Origin of the sequence: Natroniella sp. ANB-PHB2 (assembly GCF_046097105.1) — a bacterium.
Classification (GTDB): domain Bacteria; phylum Bacillota; class Halanaerobiia; order Halobacteroidales; family Halobacteroidaceae; genus Natroniella.
Genome location: NZ_CP175562.1, coordinates 2,069,975 through 2,088,833, shown reverse-complemented (window position 1 = coordinate 2,088,833; position 18,859 = coordinate 2,069,975). Strand labels below are relative to the sequence as shown.

Annotated in this window: 17 protein-coding genes; all 17 read left to right on the top strand. The window is 34.5% G+C overall.

Translation table 11 applies throughout. The features are described 5' to 3' along the window. The first annotated feature begins 294 nt into the window (after positions 1-294). On the top strand, positions 295-2,190 hold the full coding sequence (locus ACKF5P_RS10390; protein ID WP_408955129.1) for a hypothetical protein: 1,896 nt from the start codon (positions 295-297) through the stop codon (positions 2,188-2,190). Between the two features lie 398 nt (positions 2,191-2,588). After that, the gene (locus ACKF5P_RS10385) at positions 2,589-2,930 is read left to right on the top strand and encodes a nucleotidyltransferase domain-containing protein (RefSeq protein WP_408955128.1); all 342 of its coding nucleotides are present in this window, start codon (positions 2,589-2,591) and stop codon (positions 2,928-2,930) included. After that, on the top strand, positions 2,930-3,229 hold the full coding sequence (locus ACKF5P_RS10380) for a HEPN domain-containing protein (RefSeq protein WP_408955127.1): 300 nt from the start codon (positions 2,930-2,932) through the stop codon (positions 3,227-3,229). Before ACKF5P_RS10385 ends, ACKF5P_RS10380 begins: the two co-directional genes overlap by 1 nt. A 576-nt stretch (positions 3,230-3,805) precedes the next feature. Next, complete coding sequence (locus tag ACKF5P_RS10375) at positions 3,806-5,098, top strand: 3-deoxy-D-manno-octulosonic acid transferase (protein WP_408955126.1); 1,293 nt, start codon at positions 3,806-3,808, stop codon at positions 5,096-5,098. 20 nt (positions 5,099-5,118) lie between these two features. Continuing rightward, positions 5,119-5,940 (top strand): lipopolysaccharide kinase InaA family protein, encoded by an 822-nt coding sequence (locus tag ACKF5P_RS10370; RefSeq protein ID WP_408955125.1) that lies wholly within the window; start codon positions 5,119-5,121, stop codon positions 5,938-5,940. Positions 5,941-5,984: 44 nt separating this feature from the next. Continuing rightward, positions 5,985-7,199, top strand: a complete 1,215-nt coding sequence (locus ACKF5P_RS10365; protein ID WP_408955124.1) for a hypothetical protein — start codon at positions 5,985-5,987, stop codon at positions 7,197-7,199. A gap of 8 nt (positions 7,200-7,207) precedes the next feature. Next, entirely contained in the window at positions 7,208-8,413 is a 1,206-nt protein-coding gene (locus ACKF5P_RS10360; RefSeq protein ID WP_408955123.1) for an O-antigen ligase family protein, read from the top strand. A 257-nt stretch (positions 8,414-8,670) separates the two neighbouring features. Beyond that, complete coding sequence (locus ACKF5P_RS10355; RefSeq protein ID WP_408955122.1) at positions 8,671-9,240, top strand: phosphatase PAP2 family protein; 570 nt, start codon at positions 8,671-8,673, stop codon at positions 9,238-9,240. 21 nt (positions 9,241-9,261) lie between these two features. Beyond that, positions 9,262-10,659, top strand: a complete 1,398-nt coding sequence (locus tag ACKF5P_RS10350) for a hypothetical protein (RefSeq protein WP_408955121.1) — start codon at positions 9,262-9,264, stop codon at positions 10,657-10,659. Positions 10,660-11,057: 398 nt separating this feature from the next. Then, the gene (locus ACKF5P_RS10345; protein WP_408955120.1) at positions 11,058-11,576 is read left to right on the top strand and encodes a hypothetical protein; all 519 of its coding nucleotides are present in this window, start codon (positions 11,058-11,060) and stop codon (positions 11,574-11,576) included. 94 nt (positions 11,577-11,670) lie between these two features. After that, a complete protein-coding gene (locus tag ACKF5P_RS10340) occupies positions 11,671-12,681 on the top strand; it encodes a glycosyltransferase family 9 protein (protein WP_408955119.1) in 1,011 nt (336 codons plus the stop codon). Between the two features lie 292 nt (positions 12,682-12,973). Then, complete coding sequence (gene mntA / locus ACKF5P_RS10335) at positions 12,974-13,405, top strand: type VII toxin-antitoxin system MntA family adenylyltransferase antitoxin (protein WP_408955118.1); 432 nt, start codon at positions 12,974-12,976, stop codon at positions 13,403-13,405. Continuing rightward, positions 13,377-13,784 carry a type VII toxin-antitoxin system HepT family RNase toxin gene (gene hepT / locus ACKF5P_RS10330; protein WP_408955117.1) on the top strand — a complete coding sequence of 136 codons (408 nt, stop codon included), beginning with the start codon at positions 13,377-13,379 and terminating at the stop codon, positions 13,782-13,784. Before mntA ends, hepT begins: the two co-directional genes overlap by 29 nt. Positions 13,785-14,023: 239 nt before the next feature. Further along, on the top strand, positions 14,024-14,878 hold the full coding sequence (locus tag ACKF5P_RS10325; RefSeq protein WP_408955116.1) for a YveK family protein: 855 nt from the start codon (positions 14,024-14,026) through the stop codon (positions 14,876-14,878). A gap of 312 nt (positions 14,879-15,190) precedes the next feature. Continuing rightward, a complete protein-coding gene (locus ACKF5P_RS10320) occupies positions 15,191-16,444 on the top strand; it encodes a GumC family protein (protein ID WP_408955115.1) in 1,254 nt (417 codons plus the stop codon). A gap of 196 nt (positions 16,445-16,640) precedes the next feature. Next, positions 16,641-17,495 carry a DapH/DapD/GlmU-related protein gene (locus tag ACKF5P_RS10315; RefSeq protein WP_408955114.1) on the top strand — a complete coding sequence of 285 codons (855 nt, stop codon included), beginning with the start codon at positions 16,641-16,643 and terminating at the stop codon, positions 17,493-17,495. Then, a complete protein-coding gene (gene glmU, locus ACKF5P_RS10310) occupies positions 17,495-18,835 on the top strand; it encodes a bifunctional UDP-N-acetylglucosamine diphosphorylase/glucosamine-1-phosphate N-acetyltransferase GlmU (RefSeq protein ID WP_408955113.1) in 1,341 nt (446 codons plus the stop codon). Before ACKF5P_RS10315 ends, glmU begins: the two co-directional genes overlap by 1 nt. Positions 18,836-18,859: the final 24 nt, after the last annotated feature.

Below are 18,859 nucleotides of genomic sequence, written 5' to 3'. Positions count from 1 at the left end.
TATTACAATAATGTGGCACTTTTGATTTGGCGGGTAGAAATGATATTTGTAGGGGCAGGTCTCTGTGCCTGCCCATGTTAAATTACGGGCGAATACGGAGAGTCGCCCCTACAAAAACACATTCTTTTACGAACGAAAAGTTACACATTATATCAATAAAATTACTAATTATAAGCTATAAATTTTAAATTGGCCTGTTTAACCAGGAATTACTTAAAGGAGTTAAGGCTTGAATCAAGAATTGATTAAGTTGAGATGGACTGATTTTGCTCAGTTAGGAAGAGGTGGAAGTTAATGAAGAGGACAATAATATTAATAATAGTGGCATTATTTACAATTATACAGCCAAGCTATGCAGCAGAGGATGCTCCTTTTACAATTCAAGCAGATAATCATATTATTTTTGATGAAGAAAAAGGGATTATCAAAGCAGCAGGGAATGTAATTATCGAAATGGAGCCCGATTCAATTAGAGCAGATCAGATCCAGATTGATTTGAATACAGAGATAATTAAGGCTAAAGGTAATATTATACTTAAGAATGAGGAACGAGAGATGACAGGGGTTGCTTTAGAGTATGACTATCGCAAGGAAGAGGGGGAGATTTTTGAGAGTGAGACCCAAGAGGGGAAGGTTACTTTCTTTGGAGAGACAGTCAACTTTAGACAAGATGATATTATTTTAGAAGAGACCTCTTTAACTCCTTGTGAAAATACTGATGAACCACATTACAGATTATCAGCAGAGAAGATTACAGTTTATCCTGAGGATAAGCTGATTGCTGAGGGGGTTTATTTGTGGATTAATGAACGTCGGATAATGCCATTACCGAGGTATAAGCAGAGTTTAAAAGAGGGTGAAGAAGACAAGCATGCCATTCCTCAGCCACAGGTTGGTTATAGTGAAGCAGATGGTCTCTATGTTGGGGTTGATTATTATCATTTTATCACTCAGGGATTTGGTGGTGATATCTCAGCGACTGCTACTACCAATGAAACCAGTCGGATTGATTTAGATTATCTGTATCAACCTAGTGATAGCTTAAAGATCGATCCACGACTTTATTATCATCAGGATTATGGTTTAGAGGCTTATCTTAATTTAGAGAATAAATTTGGAGAAAGTACAGCTAGTGACTTTGAGGGAAGGTATTATATAGAACGTGATGATGATGAAAGTGATTATCGAGAGCGAAAGTGGTTAGGTCGTTGGAATTTACAGACTGAGCTGTTAGGTAATCAATTAAATTTAAATCTAAAACAAGCTCATGATGATGAGGCTATGGAGGAGGCGATTACTTATGGTAATAGCTGGGATGATTACTACTGGCAGCTAGAAGCTAATCGTAATCTGGATGTTAATCGTCGCCCTGAACTTTCTTTAGGAATTAATAATCGTGATCTAGGAGATGGTAACTTACTATCTGCTGGAGTTAAAGTAGGAGAGATTGAAGAAGGTGAGGTTGAAGCAAGACGTGAGCAGCTTAGCTTAGAGTTTGAAAATCGTGGTAAGAAGATTAGTGATTCAACAGAGCTTTATTGGGCTGGTCGAGTAGAGGATAGTTATTATAGCAATGAAGATAATTACCGTAATTATGCTTTTAACCTAGGGGCCAACCAGAGATTAGGGCCAACGGACTTAAATATTGATTATCGTTATTATGATGAGATAGGAGAGAGTCCATTTGAATTTGATCGGTTGACTGATGAACATATTGGTCGCAGAGATTATCTGAGTGGAAGTTGGAGAGGTCAACATCAGGTGACTGATAGTCTCGACTTTGATTGGCAAGTACAGGGAGCACGGAGAACTTATGAAGGAGATGAAGAGAAAGGTCGAGAAGAGAAAGAATATAATAGCTATGGCTATCGCACCGGTGTTGGTTATGAAATCAATGACTACCATCAGTTGAACTTGGGTTATCGTTATCAGGAGTATTCAGGGAGTACGCCATTATCTGGTGATGAGGTGGATTATACAAGTCATGTAGAAGGAAGTTATCGTTTCCAGACTAATGAGCGGGTTTATCCTTACTCTGATGTAGAGATAGATGCTGGTTATGATCTGAAAGAAGGAGAACTGTCTAGATTGCAGTATTCTTTAATTAGGGAGTTTGACTGTTTTAGTGCCCAAGTAGGGGTCGATCAGGTCAAGCGTGAGGTTAATTTTGGGTTAGAGCTGAAGTATTAACATTTAATATTTAATACTGAATATTGAATAATTAAAGGTCAAGATTGCAAAATCTGGAACCACGAATAGGCACAAATGAACACTAATAAAATATTTGCTAATTAATAGTTAGGTTCAAAAGCTTAAACCATAAATTAAAAGATTGAATAAAGAGTAATTAAAAAAATTGAATCAATAAAAGATTAAAATAATTAATAAACACGAATTAAAAAAAGAGAAAATAAATAAAGTAGGGGTGAACATTTTGTTCACCCTGAAATAGTAAAAAGCATTGAATAATTAATAGTTAAAGGGCAAATTCAAAAAATAGAAGATAATAAATAACTAGTGATTGATAGTAGATTGGTTGATTGAATAGATTAGATAGGGTAAAATAGAGGTAAGAGGAGGTAGTTATAATGGGGTTAGAGGATTTAGAGTTATTGGGTAATCAGCGGAAGGCTTTGTCTGAGTTGAAGCAAAATTTATATAGTAGTTATCCAGTGATAGAAACAATAATATTTGGTTCGGTTGCTCGGGGTGAAGCAGAAGTTGGTTCTGATTTGGATGTTTTAGTTTTGACTAAAAAAAGGCTAAGCCATAGAAAAAAGCATGAGATATATTCTATTGTTACTGATATAAATCTTCAATATGATACTAACCTAAGTGTATTAATAATTGATAAGACTGGTTGGGAAAGTGGTCGTTACTCTATACTACCAATAAAAGGGGAAATTGCAGATGATGGAGTCGAATTTTGATGGACTATAATAGAGAAGAATTAGCTAAATATTGGTTAGAAAAATCAAGAAGAAGTTTAAAAACGGCCCACTATGAATTCAAACTTGAAAATTATGATTTTTGTACTAATAGATTATATTATGCTGCTTTTTATGCTGTTAGTGCTGTATTGATTTTGCAAGGAGACTCTTATAAAAAACATAGTGCTGTGAGAGTAGCACTTCATAGGGATTTTGTAAAAGAAGGTTTAATTCCTGTAGAATATGGGGTAGGTTATACGATGCATTATTACAGGATAGAGAAGAAGCTGATTATGTAGCTTTTGTTGAATTTGATCCAGAAGTGCTTAAGGAAGAGTTGGATAAAACAGAAAAATTTATCGAAAAGTTTGAGGAACTTTTTCAATATTTTCTAAAAGAAGAATAGAGTTAACTAAGTGGATAAATAAGAAAGTTAAATTTAATTACAATATTGTGGCACTTTCAAAAAAACAGGGAACCACGAATGAACGCAAATTAACACTAATTTAAAATAATAATTAGTTAAAAATATAGATATTACTGCAAAATGTCCTTAATGATTAAATTTTAGATTGCAGGGTTTTGATTTTATTTGAAGGATTATGCGACTGCGATAAGGGCAGATAATTTTACAGATTGATCTTAATGTTTTAAGTAAGAGAGATTTGATTTTAATAGTTGAACAAATTCAAATTCTTCTTGATTTTTTGGCTACTTTTTTATCAAGAAAAAAGGTAGCACGGAAGAAAGTTTGATTTTTAATTTTTTCGTAAACATGGGTTTGAGTGTGATTTTTATAAAGGAAAAGTTACACATTATATCAATAAGTTTTGACTTTTACTAATCACTAGTCACTAAATAAAGGATGATTAATCATGAAGCTAACTTACATAATTTACGATATATTATTCCTGGTGTTATTCATACTTTACCTGCCGGTCTTATTATATAAGATGATTGTCAAGGGTAAGTATCGGGAAGGAATCTTGGAGCGATTTGGTTTTTTAGCTGCGGAGAAGGTAGAGCACTTTCGAGAGCAGCCGACGATCTGGGTGCATGCAGTTTCAGTTGGAGAGACGGTGGCAGCAAGTGCTGTGGTGACTGAGATTAGAAAACGTTATCCTGAATATAAGATCTTATTTTCGACGGTGACCGATACGGGCCAAGGGATGGCACGTCAGATAGTTGCGGAAGCAGATGAGACGATCTATTTTCCACTCGATTTTTCTTGGGTTGTTAGTAGAGTTTTAAAGCAGGTTGATCCTGAGGTTGTGATCTTGACTGAGACTGAACTATGGCCAAATTTTATTAGATTGGCTAAAGATAATGGAGCTAAGATTATGCTGGCCAATGGTCGAATTAGCGATAGTAGTTTTGCTGGTTATAAATATTTAGGGCCAATTCTTAAAGATATGCTGACTAAGGTTGATCTATTCAGTATGCAGTCTCAACAGGATCTGGAGTATATCCAAGGTTTAGGTGCTGAACAGGCCAAGGTTTATAACAATGGCAATACGAAATTTGATCAAGACTATGCCCAGCCTGATTCTAGTAAAGAGGATGAGCTTTATCAAGAGTTTAAGTTAAATAAAGAAGAACCAATCTTGGTAGTTGGTAGTACTCATCCAAATGAAGAGGAACAGCTACTTCCTCTATATCAGAAGTTAAAAGAGGAATTTGCAGACTTAGTGATGATCTTGGCCCCACGCCATATCAAGCGAGCAGAAGAGATAAAGAGGCTATATCAAAAAGAAGGGATTAAGACGGTCTTACGGACTGCGATTGAGGTGAGAAACCCTAATCAAGATAGCGTAATCATTCTCGATACGATCGGGGAGTTGGCCCAGGTTTATGGAATAGCTGATCTGGTCTTTGTCGGGGGGAGTTTGATTGAGAAGGGTGGACATAACATTTTAGAGCCAGCAGTCCATGGTAAGTTGGTATTTTTTGGCCCGTATATGTTTAATTTTAAAGCTAATACACGCTTGGTTCTTGATTATGGGGTTGGGATTCAGGTGGATGGTGTAGTTGAATTGACAGAAGAGATGCTCTATTATCTTAGAAATGAGAGTGAATTAAAGAAAAAAGGTAGACAAGCTGTTCAGATGATTGAGGATAATAAAGGGGCAGCTGAGAGGAATGCGGAGTTGGTAAAGAAACTGCTGTAGTATAGATTGGAGGAAGTTTAATGGAGAGCCTGCGGAAAATTGATTATGGAGCTGAAGTTAATCTTTATTTAAATCAAAACTTTGATTTAAGGTTAGATGAAATCAAAGAAAAAATAGAGAGTTATTTAAATATATCCAAGCAATGTGATTTTTTTTATTTAAAAAGAAACCGCAAAGTTATTAAGTCAGATTTACAGGGGAGAAATATTTATGCTAAAAGCTATTCACCCTTGAATGCTAAAAAGTGGTATGATAAATTAAGAGATCTAACCTTGTTTAAAAGTGTTGCTCGCAAAGAAATGGAAGCATTATTAATTTTAAAAAGGGCAAACTTACCAGTAATTGAACCAGTGTTAGTAATTGAAAGGAAGTTATCTGTTTGGGTAACTGAAAGTATCATTGTTACTTGTGAGTTTGAAGGGGTAGGGGCTGAAGAAATTATATTTTCTGCTCAATATAACTATCAGCTAAAGAAAGCTATTATGGAAGAAGTAGCAAAAAATTTAATCAAAATACATCAAGCAGATATTGTTCATTGTGATTATAGGTTCAGGAATATATTGGTTAATTTGTCCAAAAACAAAGGTTTTGAATTGGCTGTGATTGATTTAGAAAGAGCTAGAGTTAATTATAAATGGAAGTATAGAAGAGTTAAAGATTGGGCTAAGTTAATTGCAGATTGGCTTAAAGCATTGAGTGCTCTCTCTATAAATAAACAGGAAAAGATAGATTTAATTGAATCTCAGCGCCAAGAATATAAAGAAAAGGTTAAGTTAGAGTATCAACTTAATAATTTAGAGATGAAGTTATTAGATAAATGGATTAATAAAATTTTAAAATAAACCCAATTATTAAATTTATAATAATTCATTTGGAGGAGAGTTTAATGAGAGCTAAGATATTATTTATATCATATTATAGCCATCAAGCTAAATATTTTGAAGTTTTAAAAGATAGATTAAAAGAGAAACACAAAATATATCACCTAGATGCTACTAAATCATTTTTTAAAGGGGTCTTTAATAGACAAAGTGATTTACCACTAAACCAAGATGAGAAAGAAGAGTTAATCAATTATACTTATTTACAATTTAAAAAGAGTAGGAAGAAAGATGAAGATGATTTTATTAATAGGGTTTATAAAAAGCTTTTAAATAAATCGGCAAAAATACTATACCATTATTTTTTGAATTTTATCCAAGAAAAAGAGATCGATCTAGTTATAGTCTGGAATGGTTATCGTGTTCAAACTACAACTGTTTTAAAAGCAGCTGAAAAGCTAGGTGTTAATAAGCTATATATGGAAAATGGTTTCTTTCCCAAAACATTAGTAATGGATCCAAAAGGAGTGAATGCTGCCAACTCTTTAAGTAATAAGGGTAAATCATTTTATCAACAAGTAGAAGTAGATGAGAGAAGAGTTAATAAATTAAAGAAAAGTCAATTAGAGCAAAGAGAATTGAGAGAGGAAGGATTAAGTAAGTTAAGGAAGAAATTATTAAATGAAGAAAATGTGCAGTTACCTGAAAAGTTCATCTTTCTACCTTTTCAGGTTTTGACTGATACTCAAATCATCATTAATTCTCCTCAAATTGATAATATGCAGCAGTTAGTTGATTCAGTTTATTCAGCTTTAAAGAAATTTAATCAAAAGCATGATGAAAATTATTGGATTGTTGCTAAAGAGCATCCTTCTGACTTTGGCAAAAGGGATTATAGTGATCTAAAGGAAAAATATAATGATGAGCAAGTAATGTTTTTGACTAAAATGTCAGCAGAAGATCTAATTGAGTTAAGTCAGGCAGTGGTGACAATTAATTCAACAGTAGGAATTGAAGGGCTATTAAAAGATAAGCCAGTAATTACTTTAGGAGATGCCTTTTATAATGTTGAAGATATAGTTTATCATGCGGATGATTTATCTGCTCTTGATCAAGTAATAGCTGAAGCAGTTTTTGAAGATTTAGATCATAAGTTAATAGATAAGTTTTTATATTATCTAAGATATGAATATTTAGTAGAAGCAGATAAAAAGAATGCTAATCAAGATAATGTAGGAGCTGTAATTGATAGAATAGAAGCAGTATTAAATAAAAAGTAGGTGATAAAATGAAAGTTGAAAGTGCTACAAGTCAAAAAATTGGGCAAAAAAACAAATATGATTCAGTATTAGCTAAGTTGATATTATTATTATTACTTTTAGCTCCAGTAACTAGAGCTGGTGTTAATGTCTTAAGTTTTTTAATCTTTTTAGTGTGGGTGGCAAAAAAAGTTTTTTATCAGGATGAAGATGTAAAATTTTCTGATTTAAAAAAATGGCTTTTAATATATGGAGTTATGATATCTTTATCTTTAATTAATGCTGTTGATCTTCAGTATGGAATTAGAACTTTTGTCAGCAAATACCTTAAGTATGTCATAGTGTTTTTAGCAACTGTAGAAGTAGTTAAAACTGAAGAACAAATCAAAAAAATGTGGAAAACATTACCTTTTTCAGCTTTAATAGCGTTTGGATATGCAATTTATGAGTATTTTGTATTAGATATTTCTCGAATAACTGGCACTTATAATAATGCTAACCCAGCAGGAACAGGTTTAATGATGATCACTTTACTTTGTATTTCTTTTACCTTATTTAGTAAAAAGAAGTTTTATAAGATTCTTGGTGGGATATATAGTTTATTAGGTTTAATTTCTTTAATGGCAACTTATTCTCGTGGAGCTTGGTTAGGTTTTATCTTAGGAATTATAATAATTTTAGGGTGTTTATTAAAAGAACATGAATTATTAAACATGAGAACAGTGGTTATTAGTTTGATAGTTTTAATAATAATAGGGACATTTTTTGTTCCTGAGAATATTACAAGTAGATTTCAAACTATTACTGATCTAAGTAGTTCTTCTAATAGTCATAGGTTGAAACAATATAATATAGCAATAGAGATGTTTAAAAATCATCCATTAGTGGGAATTGGGATTGGACAATTTAGACCTATTTTTCCTGATTATTTAGAATTATTTAATTATAATATTCATGAAGTTAGTAAAATACATAATGTTTATTTAAATACTTTAGCTGAAAATGGTTTATTAGGAATTATAGGATTGATAGTCTTATTCTATAAGTTTTTTAGAGTAATAATACTAAAATGGAAAAAAAATAATATCTGGTTCCAATATGGAATGATAGGTATTTTTGTTGCTGTTGCTACACATTCAATGTTTGATCACACTTTTTTTCAAACACAGGTAGGGGTTTATTTGCTTATACTAACGGGAATTTGGTCAAATAACATTTTTTTAAAAGAAGATTAAGAAGTGATTACTAGAAAGGTGATATTAATAATAGTAGTTTAAAAAGAGAAAAAATATTTAATCAAAACCTTCTGTTTTAGAAACAGAAGGTTTTTTTATGTGATAGTTTACTGGAATTTGTTTAACATTGGATTAAAAGATGATATAATAATGATGGTTATATTTGATATATTATCTAATTTGACATAATAATATCTATGGTATGATAATAGATGAATTATTTGTATATTTTAATATAAATGGAAAGGATTAATAAAATGAAAAGATTAAGAAGTTCTGAATTGATGTTAGTAGTAGGATTTATTTTTATGATGATGGTCAGTAGTTCACCAATAGTTCAGGCTAATAGCTTTGATGAGTCTATTAGAGATAAGGTACAAAGTACAAATCAAGGATTTATTGGTGAATCAATGAGTGTAATTACTAACCTAGGTGAAGGTACTGCTGCTTTGGCTATGGCTGGAGCTTTGCCAGATGATGAAGCCAGGTACGACTCATATAAGTCTTTATTTGTCGGAGGGGTTTCTGTGACAGTTTTAAAGTATGCGATTGGAAAGAGTAGACCACCTGAGCCAATTGAATATAAACCTTGGTTTTCTACATCAAGTGCTAGTTATCGTGCGTTTCCTTCAGGGCATACGACGACAGCTTTTGCTTTAGCAACTACGATAGCCAATCATTATCCAGATTATAAATGGTATGCTTATGGTATGGCAACATTGGTGGGGGTTAGTCGGTTATACACAGATGCACATTGGGCTTCTGACGTAGCAGCAGGAGCAGGTCTTGGCTATGCTAGTGCCAAGTTTGTCGAGTATAAATGGTAATAATAAAAAAGGAGAGGTTTGATGTTTAAAGAATATATATTAGTCTTGATTTTACTTTTTACTTTTACTCTTCCAGCTTCAGCAGGAATGACAATTGAAGGAGAGATTAGAACCATCTTTGATAAGGCCTACTATGGAGATGATGAAGAGGCGATAGCTAATATCTGGGCCAACGAAGAAATTTTAGATTTGAATCTGTATAATTATTACGGTGAAACTAGAATTACTTTAGAAGATGTTTGGAATCTTCCAATGAATGAAGAGTTTAAACAGGAGTATGAAGTTCAGATGAGTGGTCAATTAGCAGCAGAGACAGATTTTTTATTTACAGTGGTTACTCAGAATAATTTTGTTGAAACTAAGAGGAAGGGTGGAGGTCAAGACCACCCTGACCCACCACGGCAGCTACATCTTGATCGTGCCTCTTTAAATCTAAGTGCTGAAAATTATGATGTACAGCTTGGCCATATAGAGAGTTTGGTAGCTGATGATTATTTTTTGAGTGGTAAAGGTTTAGAAGGGATGGATTTAGAAAGGAAGCTCTTTGGCTTAGATTTTAGATTCTTTGGGGGCGGATATAATCCTGACCGCTTATATAACGTTGTGGATGAAGAAAATGAAAATGAAGATGAAAAAGAAATATATCAAAGAGACCCCCATTATGATCGAGATTTTATCGGTTTGACGTTGGGCAAAGAGCTAGCTGATACATACATAGAAGGTAAGTATTATTTTATTAATAGCAATGAATTGGTTAATATGGTACTTGCTTTGCAGCAAGAGTTTAGCCCGTCTTTGAGTGGAGAGTTTGAGGTTGTACATAATAGTACCAACGAGCTTTATAATAGTCGAATCGAAGAGCTGTCAGGAGAGCGAAGTGATCTGCTGGTTAGAGCTGACCTTGACTTAGAAGTTGGGAAAGCTGATGTAAATGCTCAAATTAAGAGTATAGGTCAAGATTTTCAATTAGTTTATGATGATGGACTTACTCCAGGGCGGGATGAGTTGAGTTTAAAAATTAATTATCCAATTAGAGCGATACCTACTACAAGCAGTTTTACAGTTGGTCAATTTGAAGGAGAGCAGGATCATGCTGTTGGGATAGGAGTCTTGTATCAATTCAATCAATGGACAACCCTAAAAGGGAAGTATGAGCTGCGAGAAAGAAGTGATCAATTCGATTCTAATGCTTTAGTTGTCGGGGAGTTTATATATCCTCTGTATGATAATTTAAAATTGAATTCTCATGTTGTCAACTCTTTTGATACAGCAGAAGAAAGTTTTTTCTTTGCTGAAGGAGGTTTGCTTTATCAGGTAACAGAGGATATTGACTTTAAGTTTAAGTTGAGTTATATAAGCAGGGATGGTTTGGCAATGGATGGCAACAGGGGATATATAGAACATGTGATTAGGTTTTAAATGTTGTTACAATTATGTGTAACTTTTGCTTAGAACCATGAGGGAAATTTCTCGTTCTGAAAGATGTCACTGCGAAACATCCCTCATGATTTATAATTAGTTAGGTTTTAGGAAAATTTTGTTTGAGCTGAGCATAGATTCTGTAATTAAATTTCTTAACAGCAATTGTATTTAAAATAAATAATGAATTTAATTTGAAATAGGTAGTTAGCTTGGGTTGCGAGTTTAATTTTCCTTTGTTTTTAGGTTTTTTTCCTAAGTTTTTTTGCAGTAAAAAAATTTAGTCGAGGAAGGGCTGGTTTTTAGCCCTCTCGAAACTGATTTTGAAGTTTATTGGTTGAAGATTTTAATTTTAAAAGTGAAACTATATATAAATATAGATTTAGGAGTGATTAATGATGAGAAAGCATTTAGGGAATTTAAAGATTTTATTACTTGTATTAATTTTAACTTTATTATTAGTACAAGGTGAAGTTTATGCAGAAGAATACTTTACATTTGAAATGGGGACAGTTACAGCGACTAGTATTAGTGATATGCACCGGGCTGGTTTTAATCCACTTGAAGTTTCTCAGATAGGGTATAAGCGCCACAAAGATAATACCTATTTACATATCTTTTGGGGTTCATTAGATGGGGTACACGATCACCGAACCTCGTATATCTTTGGTGAACTGGGTTATCAAGATAACTTCGGTGATTCTCCATACTTTTGGGCTTTATCGATAGGCATTGGCGCAGTATCACATACTGATGATAGATATTTTACTTCTCATAATATGTATACAGAAGCTATTCGGTTGGGCTATGAGAATTATTATATCTCACTACGCCATATGTCTAATGGTTATGAACCGATGGGCAACCCCGGCCCTAATATGGGTAAGAATACAATAACTTTGGGAGTAGAATTCTAAGCAAGTTAAACTTAAAGTTGTTTATGGAGGATAATCTCTCTTTTTCTCGAAATTTTAACTTAGTTCTAGTAAATTATAATGGAGAGTGATAGTGATGTCCCTTAATTTTGAACAGCAGAGAAAAATCTTATTGATCAATCTTGGCTCAGCTAGTGAGGTCTTATTGACAACCCCTGTACTTAGAATCTTAAGACAGGTTGCTGGTGATAGTCATTTTGTCTTTGTAGCTGATAGTGAAGCTCAAGAGATCATTGGGACTAACTCTGATCTAGATGAAGTGCTGATTAAAGATCAAGAAGAGATTTTGGAAGTACATAAGCAAGGTAAGACTACGATTGTCAATTCCTTTAAAGGGTTACTTAAAGAGTTAAAGGCGAGGAAATTTGATTTGGTGATTGACTTTACGGGAAGTTTAGCTACTGGATTAGCAGCTGTTGTGGCAGGGGGAAAGAGAGTTGGTCTAGCTAGTGGTCTAACTGGCCTTTGTTATAATAAAAAGTTGACTGTTGAGCCTAATCTATTCTTGGTGGAGCAATATTTACAGTTGTTGACTAAGTTAGGGATTGAACCAGCTAAGTATCAGACAGAATTTAAAGTGGCGATTACTGATAAGGAAGAAGATTATGTTAAGCGATTATTGGAGCGATATCGGATCGGAGAAGAAGAGAGTTTGGTGGCGATTAATTTAGCTGATCAAGAGGGCCAACTAACGACATTACAAGCAGTCCAATTAGGGGATTGGTTAGCTGAGAGGTATGATCGGGTCTTGTTGTTAGGGGGGAAGGAAGAAAGATATCAAGTGACTCAGATTGTAAATAAGATGAAAGGACAAGCTCTTAATTTGGTTGGTAATTTGACTAGATTGGAGCTAGGGGCATTGCTAAAAGAGATTGATCTTGTGATTACTCCTAATGGAATATTAAGCCATTTGGCTGTGGTACAAGAGAGTGCTGTTATTTCTTTATTTGGCTCGGGGGAGCCTGGTAGAGTTGGCCCGTATCGGGGGAATAATCTGGTGATTAAAAGCTCTAGTGATGATTTAGAGGAGATTGAAGTAGAGACAATTACTGAGTTTGTAGAGATGAACCTCGTGGAAAAGCATTGAATACTGAATATTTAATATTGAATAATTAAAGATCAAAGACTTAAAGAGTAAAATACTTAAAATCAAAAGCAGGGAACCACGAATGCTCACGAATCTCCACTAATGGGAAAAGCATTGAATAATGAAAAGCGGCCAACAGGGAATAATAAAAGCAATGAATAATTAATAGTGAATAGTTAAAAATCAAAAACTTAGAAACAAAGATCAAAAAAGGCTGGCTAACTAGAGGTGAACCCGTGTGTTCACCTTGAGGTGATTAATTTATTATCTAGAAAGAAAATGGGTGTTAAGTATGTTTGAAGAGGATTTAGAAGAGATGGTAGATAAAATAAAATCGTATTTGATGGAGAATTATGATGTTAAGTTGATCTATTTATTTGGATCTATCTTGACTTCTAATTTCACTGATGAGAGTGATATAGACATTGCGATTTTTGTAGAAGAGCTTGCCTTTGAGCAAAGGATGGATATGATGTCTGATTTGGAGGGGCTTGTAGATAGGAAGGTTGATCTGGTTAATCTAACAGAGGTAGATGTCAATTTTGCAACAGAGATCATAGTAAATGGTGAAAGTATCTATGCTGTAAAGCAGGGTTTTAAAGAGGAGTATGAGATGAAGGTTTTAGCTAAGTACCTGACTTTAGAGGAAGATAGAAGGATTGTAATCGAAGAAATTTATAAAAGGGGTTCTGTTTATGGAAAGAGTAATTCTGAACAAAATTGAGTCGATTGAGAGATGTATCAGCAGAATAGAAGAGGTTTATGAGCAGGGAAGTTTGGATGATTATCTGTACCAAGATGCAATTGTTTTGAATCTACAACGGGCTTGTCAGCAGGCGATAGATCTAGGGATGTATCTGGTATCGAAGTTAGGGTTGGGAGTTCCGAAGAAAAGTAGAGAGGCCTTTGAATTATTAGAAGAGGAAGGGATAATTTCTGAAGAAGTTGCTGATAGATTACAGAGGATGGTTGGCTTTAGAAATATAGCTATCCATGAGTATCAGGAGCTTAATTTGGATATTTTACGGAGTATTATTGAGAATAATCTAGCTGACTTCTTGGCTTATAATAAAGAGGTTATGGAGTTTTTGAAAAAGCAATGAATAAATAATATTCAATAATTAAATGACAAAAGGTTAAGAGGGAAAACTTAAGATTTTAAAGGTAAAAATAATAAAATAATCATTGTAGCGGCCAATCTTCTGTTGGTCGTTTTTTTAGGGTTTATAGATTTATTTACCATATCAGGAAATGTCGAAAATAGTGTTTTTAGGCAGGGTTGAGGCTTTCTTTGTCGAAAAGATGAATAGAGATATAAACTAAGGGTTTTGGAGGGGGAAGAATGGATAGAGAAGTAGAGAATGTAGATGAGATGATAGAAATTGATCTGCGGGAGTATTTAAAGATTCTAATAGAAAGAAAAGGTACTATTATTGGAGTGACTCTGCTTGCTGTCTTAATCAGTGGGGTAATTAGTTTCTTTGTATTGGATCCTGTCTATGAAGCAGAGGCAACGATGGGGTTAAGCAATCGGGCAGGCAGATACTCAGAGGTTACTACTGCTAAGCAGATGCTAAGAAGTTTAAGTTATTTTAATCAATTAAATAATGAGTTAGATTTAGGGCTAGATCAAAATCAGCTTAGGAAATTACGAAACAACTTGGAGATAGATGAAGTTAATGATAGGATTTTAGAGCTCAGTTTTCAAAGTAAGGATCCAAAGCAGGCAAAGTTAATCTTAGGTAATTTGATTGATTTATTTAAGGCTGATAGTAGCCAGTATTTTGAACGAAATCAAGCTAGGTTAGAAGGTGAGTTAGAAGAAGTTGAAACAGAAATAACTATGTTAGAAGGAAGGTTATCTGAAAGAGAAGATAACATAGAAGAGTTATTATCAACTGATAGATTATCTACAGCAGATAAGGTGATTTTGAGTAATGAATTTGGAAATAAGATTAATGACTTGGAAAAGTTGAGATATTCTTTGGTAGATGAGAAATATAAACTGAAGGAAAGGGTTGATGATTTAGAAGGTCTGTTGGTAATCAATGCACCAATTACACCTGAAAGTCCAGTAGCTCCAAATAAGAAGTTGAATTTAGCTATTGCAGCAGTTTTAGGGTTGATGTTGGGTCTTTTTATGGCTTTTATGGCAGAGTTTTTGTCTGATTGGGATAGGAGAGATTGGAAAGGTTAATTGAGAGACTAGGAGTTTATTTTTAGAGTGGTGAAGGGATTTTCTGATAATTAAATAGATGAAATCTTAAAATTGAAGATGAAAGTAAATTATAGCGGCGAACCTTATGTGTTGGTCGTTTTTTTATTCCCTAATAAAATTTATTCTTGATTCAACTTGAAATTAGTGGTAGTTATGTTATAATTATTGATGGCTATTGGTTTTATTTTGCAAAAGATACAAATGACGTAAAATAATACAATGTATAGAAATATTGATTTTTTTGTCGAAAAAATAAAAGGTAGTGAAAATTATAGTCTTGGAGGAGGAAAAATGAATAAAGAAGTAGAGAATGTAGATGAGATGATAGAGATTGATCTGCGGGAGTATTTAAAGATTCTAATAGAGAGAAAAGGAATTATTATTGGAGTGACTCTGCTTGCTGTCTTAATCAGTGGAGTAGTTAGTTTTTTAGTATTAGATCCTGTCTATGAAGCAGAGGCTGATTTGATGATAGTTGAGCCTGATTTTACGACTGATTATAATGCAGGTATTTTTAACAGCAATGAATATCGTCAGTTGCTTATGAGTCAAGATTTGGCCAGTCAGGTCTTAGAAGAGTTAGAGCTTGATGGGGAGTATAGGCCAGGGTCGTTAGTCAATAGCTTATCTTGGCAGATTGAAGATGATTCTAGTTTGGTTAATTTGACCTATCAGACTACTGACCTTAAGCGAGGTGAAGAGATACTTGCTACTTGGGTTGATCTGTTTGAAGAGCGGAGTTTAGAATTATTGTTAAATAGAGTCAGAGGTAATAAAGAACAAATAACTGAGCAATACGAAAGTTATCAAGTTAGGTTGGATAAAGTAGATGCTGAATATGATCAGTTTCAGAAAGAGAATAGAATTGAGTTGATTAGAAATAGAATCAGAACGAGAGAGAGAAGTCTGGTTGATCTTGAAGCAAGGTTAACTGAAGTAGAGAATGAAATCAGGTTAAAGGAAGTAATGGTAGATAGTTTAACTGAGATTTTAGCTGGAGAAGAGCAGATTCATGAGTTACGAAAGGCGATCTTTGAAGATGAGGCTTTAAGCCAGTTGAATCAACTCTTAGAGGGGAATCAGATTACTAGTGAAGAGCTTAATCCGCTATATATTGAATTTAGAAGAAGACTAAGGAATGAAGAAGCTAGCCTAGAGCAATTAAGGGTGGAAAAGGAGAATTTGACTGCTGATTTGAAGAAGGTTGATAGTGAGTTAGTAGAGTTTAAATCTGAGCTGGTAGTCCAAGAGCGAAGATTAGAGAAGTTAGAAGAAGAACTTTCCTTAGTTAAGAGTAGATATGATGATCTGATTCAACGACGAGAAGATGTTACTTTAGCAGAAGAGATTCAGACTAATGGTTTGGAAGTGGTTAATCAAGCAGTTATTTCTGATATTCCAGTAGCACCAAATAAGAAGTTGAATTTAGCTATTGCAGCAGTTTTAGGGTTGATGTTGGGTCTTTTTATGGCTTTTATGGCAGAGTTTTTATCTGACTGGGATAAGACTGGCTGGGATCAATCGACTGATGTGAAGGTTAATTGAAGTTATTGGAGTTTATTTTTAAGTTTTCTAAAGTTTTCTAGTGGCTATTAGATCATAATAAGAAGGAATTAAGGTGTTTATCTTGAAAATAAGAGTATAAGTTGTAGAATATTATTTATTAAGATAAAGTAAGTATAATTAATTTGTTAGAATTGATACTGGGCAGTCATTCTATAATTAAGTGGGGTGAAGCTAGGTGAATAAGATTAGTGAGAAGGCTGAGTTGGGCCAAGGTGTAACTGTTGGTCAGTTTACTATAATTGAAGATGGTGTAGAGACTGGGGATAATGTGATTATCGGTAATAATGTAGTGATTTATGAGGATACTAAGATTGGTAATAATGTCAGGATTGATGATAATACGGTCATCGGGAAACCAGCGATGAAGATGCAACCTGCAAGGGGAGCTGATGTTGAGGTTGGTAATAATATAATGATAGGTTCTAATGTAGTGATCTATGAAGGAGCCAAGATTGGCAATAATCTTAGGATCGATGATAATACAGTAATCGGTAAGGAGCCGATGGAGAATCTCTTGTCTAGAGCAGATGAGAAAACTACTTGTACTGTGGGTGATGGCTGTTTGATCGGGGCCAACGTAGTAATCTATGCTGGCTGTCAGGTAGCTAGACAGTGTCTGGTAGCAGATCAAGCTTCAATTAGAGAGGATGTAGAGGTTGGAGAAAGAACATCTATCGGGCGGGGAACAGCGATAGAGGACTCTTGTAAGATAGGCTCTAGATGTGAGTTAGAGACCAATGTCTACATTACTGCTTATTCGGAGATTGAGGATTCTTGTTTTATAGCTCCAGGGGTCAATACATCTTATGATAAACTTGAAGGAAGAAAAGATCCAAGGTATGATAATTTCAAAGGTGTGACAATTAAAGAAGGTGGTATAGTTGGTACAGGAGCAACTATTTTACCTGGTAGGATAATAAAAGAAGATGGTTTTGTGGCGGCAGGAAGTGTAGTAACCAAGAATGTAGAATCTAAAAAGATAGTAGCAGGTACACCTGCGAAGGAATTTGGGGACGTGGAGGATAGATAATGACTCAATTAGTAACGATTACTCTAGCAGCAGGAAAAGGAACTCGGATGAAGTCTAACTTACCTAAGGTACTACATCAGGTAGCAGGCAAGAGTATGGTACAGCATGTGGTTGATACAGCCTCTGATTTGGAGCCTGTTAATAATATAGCAATAGTTGGTTATAAGTCTGAATTGGTAAAGGAAGAGACAGAAGGTGAGATTGAATTTGTTAAGCAGGAAGAACAGTTGGGAACTGGACATGCAGTGATGCAAGCTCAAGATAAATTGGCTAGCTTTTCTGGAACTGTACTAGTCTTATATGGAGATACACCACTCTTGACTGTTGAGACATTGGAAGAGTTACTTGCTAAACGTCAAAGTAGCAACTCTGCAATGACAGTCTTAACAACCAAAGTCGTTGATCCGACAGGTTATGGTCGGATAGTTAGAGATGATAATGGTCAGATTGCAAGGATAGTTGAAGAGAAGGATACAAGCTCTCAAGAGGCTAAGATAGATGAGATCAATACTGGGATTTGTGCTTTTGATAGTCAGTTATTAGTTGAAAATCTGACTGAGCTTGAGGCTGATAATGCTCAAGGGGAGTATTATTTGACCGATTTGGTCGGTATCTTGGTTGAAAAGGGAGAGCGAGTCAGTGCTTTGTTGACTGCTAATCATCAAGAAACGATTGGGGTTAATAGTAGAAGGCATTTGGCTAAGGCAGAGAAGACTTTAAGAAAGAGAATCTGTAATCATCATCTGGATAGAGGGGTTACGATTATCGACCCTGCTAATACTTATATAGATGCTGAGGTCGAGATTGGACAAGATAGTATTATCTGTCCGTTTACTTTCCTGGAAGGAGAGACAAAGCTGGGCAGTGAAGTAGTTATTGGGTCACAGTCTAGAATTGTTGATTCTGAGCTTGGGGATGGGGTAGAGGTTAAGTCATCGACCATCGTTGAGAGTAAGGTGGGGGATGATAGTCTTGTTGGCCCGTATGCTTATCTACGACCAGGTAGTGAACTTGCCGAAAATGTTAAGGTTAGTGATTTTGTTGAGGTTAAGAAGTCACAGATTGGTTCTGGAAGTAAGGTGCCTCATCTAAGTTATATTGGTGATGCGAAGATTGGTCAGAATGTGAATGTTGGAGCAGGAACTATTACGGCTAATTATGATGGTCAAAATAAGCATCAGACTGTGATTGAGGATGATGTATTTGTTGGTAGTGATTCTACTTTGATTGCTCCAGTTAAGATTGGTCAAGGTGCTGTTACTGGAGCTGGGGCTGTTGTTAAGGATGATGTGGAAGATGGAGATACAATAGTAGGGGTTCCAGCGAAGTCTTTTAGATAAATTTTATACGCTTAGGAGGAGAAA

Bases quoted from the DNA above. Each gene is read 5' to 3' on its own strand.
- ACKF5P_RS10390 (WP_408955129.1), top strand. From the start codon at position 295: ATGAAGAGGACAATAATATTAATAATAGTGGCATTATTTACAATTATA.
- ACKF5P_RS10385 (WP_408955128.1), top strand. From the start codon at position 2,589: ATGGGGTTAGAGGATTTAGAGTTATTGGGTAATCAGCGGAAGGCTTTG.
- ACKF5P_RS10380 (WP_408955127.1), top strand. From the start codon at position 2,930: ATGGACTATAATAGAGAAGAATTAGCTAAATATTGGTTAGAAAAATCA.
- ACKF5P_RS10375 (WP_408955126.1), top strand. From the start codon at position 3,806: ATGAAGCTAACTTACATAATTTACGATATATTATTCCTGGTGTTATTC.
- ACKF5P_RS10370 (WP_408955125.1), top strand. From the start codon at position 5,119: ATGGAGAGCCTGCGGAAAATTGATTATGGAGCTGAAGTTAATCTTTAT.
- ACKF5P_RS10365 (WP_408955124.1), top strand. From the start codon at position 5,985: ATGAGAGCTAAGATATTATTTATATCATATTATAGCCATCAAGCTAAA.
- ACKF5P_RS10360 (WP_408955123.1), top strand. From the start codon at position 7,208: ATGAAAGTTGAAAGTGCTACAAGTCAAAAAATTGGGCAAAAAAACAAA.
- ACKF5P_RS10355 (WP_408955122.1), top strand. From the start codon at position 8,671: ATGAAAAGATTAAGAAGTTCTGAATTGATGTTAGTAGTAGGATTTATT.
- ACKF5P_RS10350 (WP_408955121.1), top strand. From the start codon at position 9,262: ATGTTTAAAGAATATATATTAGTCTTGATTTTACTTTTTACTTTTACT.
- ACKF5P_RS10345 (WP_408955120.1), top strand. From the start codon at position 11,058: ATGAGAAAGCATTTAGGGAATTTAAAGATTTTATTACTTGTATTAATT.
- ACKF5P_RS10340 (WP_408955119.1), top strand. From the start codon at position 11,671: ATGTCCCTTAATTTTGAACAGCAGAGAAAAATCTTATTGATCAATCTT.
- mntA (WP_408955118.1), top strand. From the start codon at position 12,974: ATGTTTGAAGAGGATTTAGAAGAGATGGTAGATAAAATAAAATCGTAT.
- hepT (WP_408955117.1), top strand. From the start codon at position 13,377: ATGGAAAGAGTAATTCTGAACAAAATTGAGTCGATTGAGAGATGTATC.
- ACKF5P_RS10325 (WP_408955116.1), top strand. From the start codon at position 14,024: ATGGATAGAGAAGTAGAGAATGTAGATGAGATGATAGAAATTGATCTG.
- ACKF5P_RS10320 (WP_408955115.1), top strand. From the start codon at position 15,191: ATGAATAAAGAAGTAGAGAATGTAGATGAGATGATAGAGATTGATCTG.
- glmU (WP_408955113.1), top strand. From the start codon at position 17,495: ATGACTCAATTAGTAACGATTACTCTAGCAGCAGGAAAAGGAACTCGG.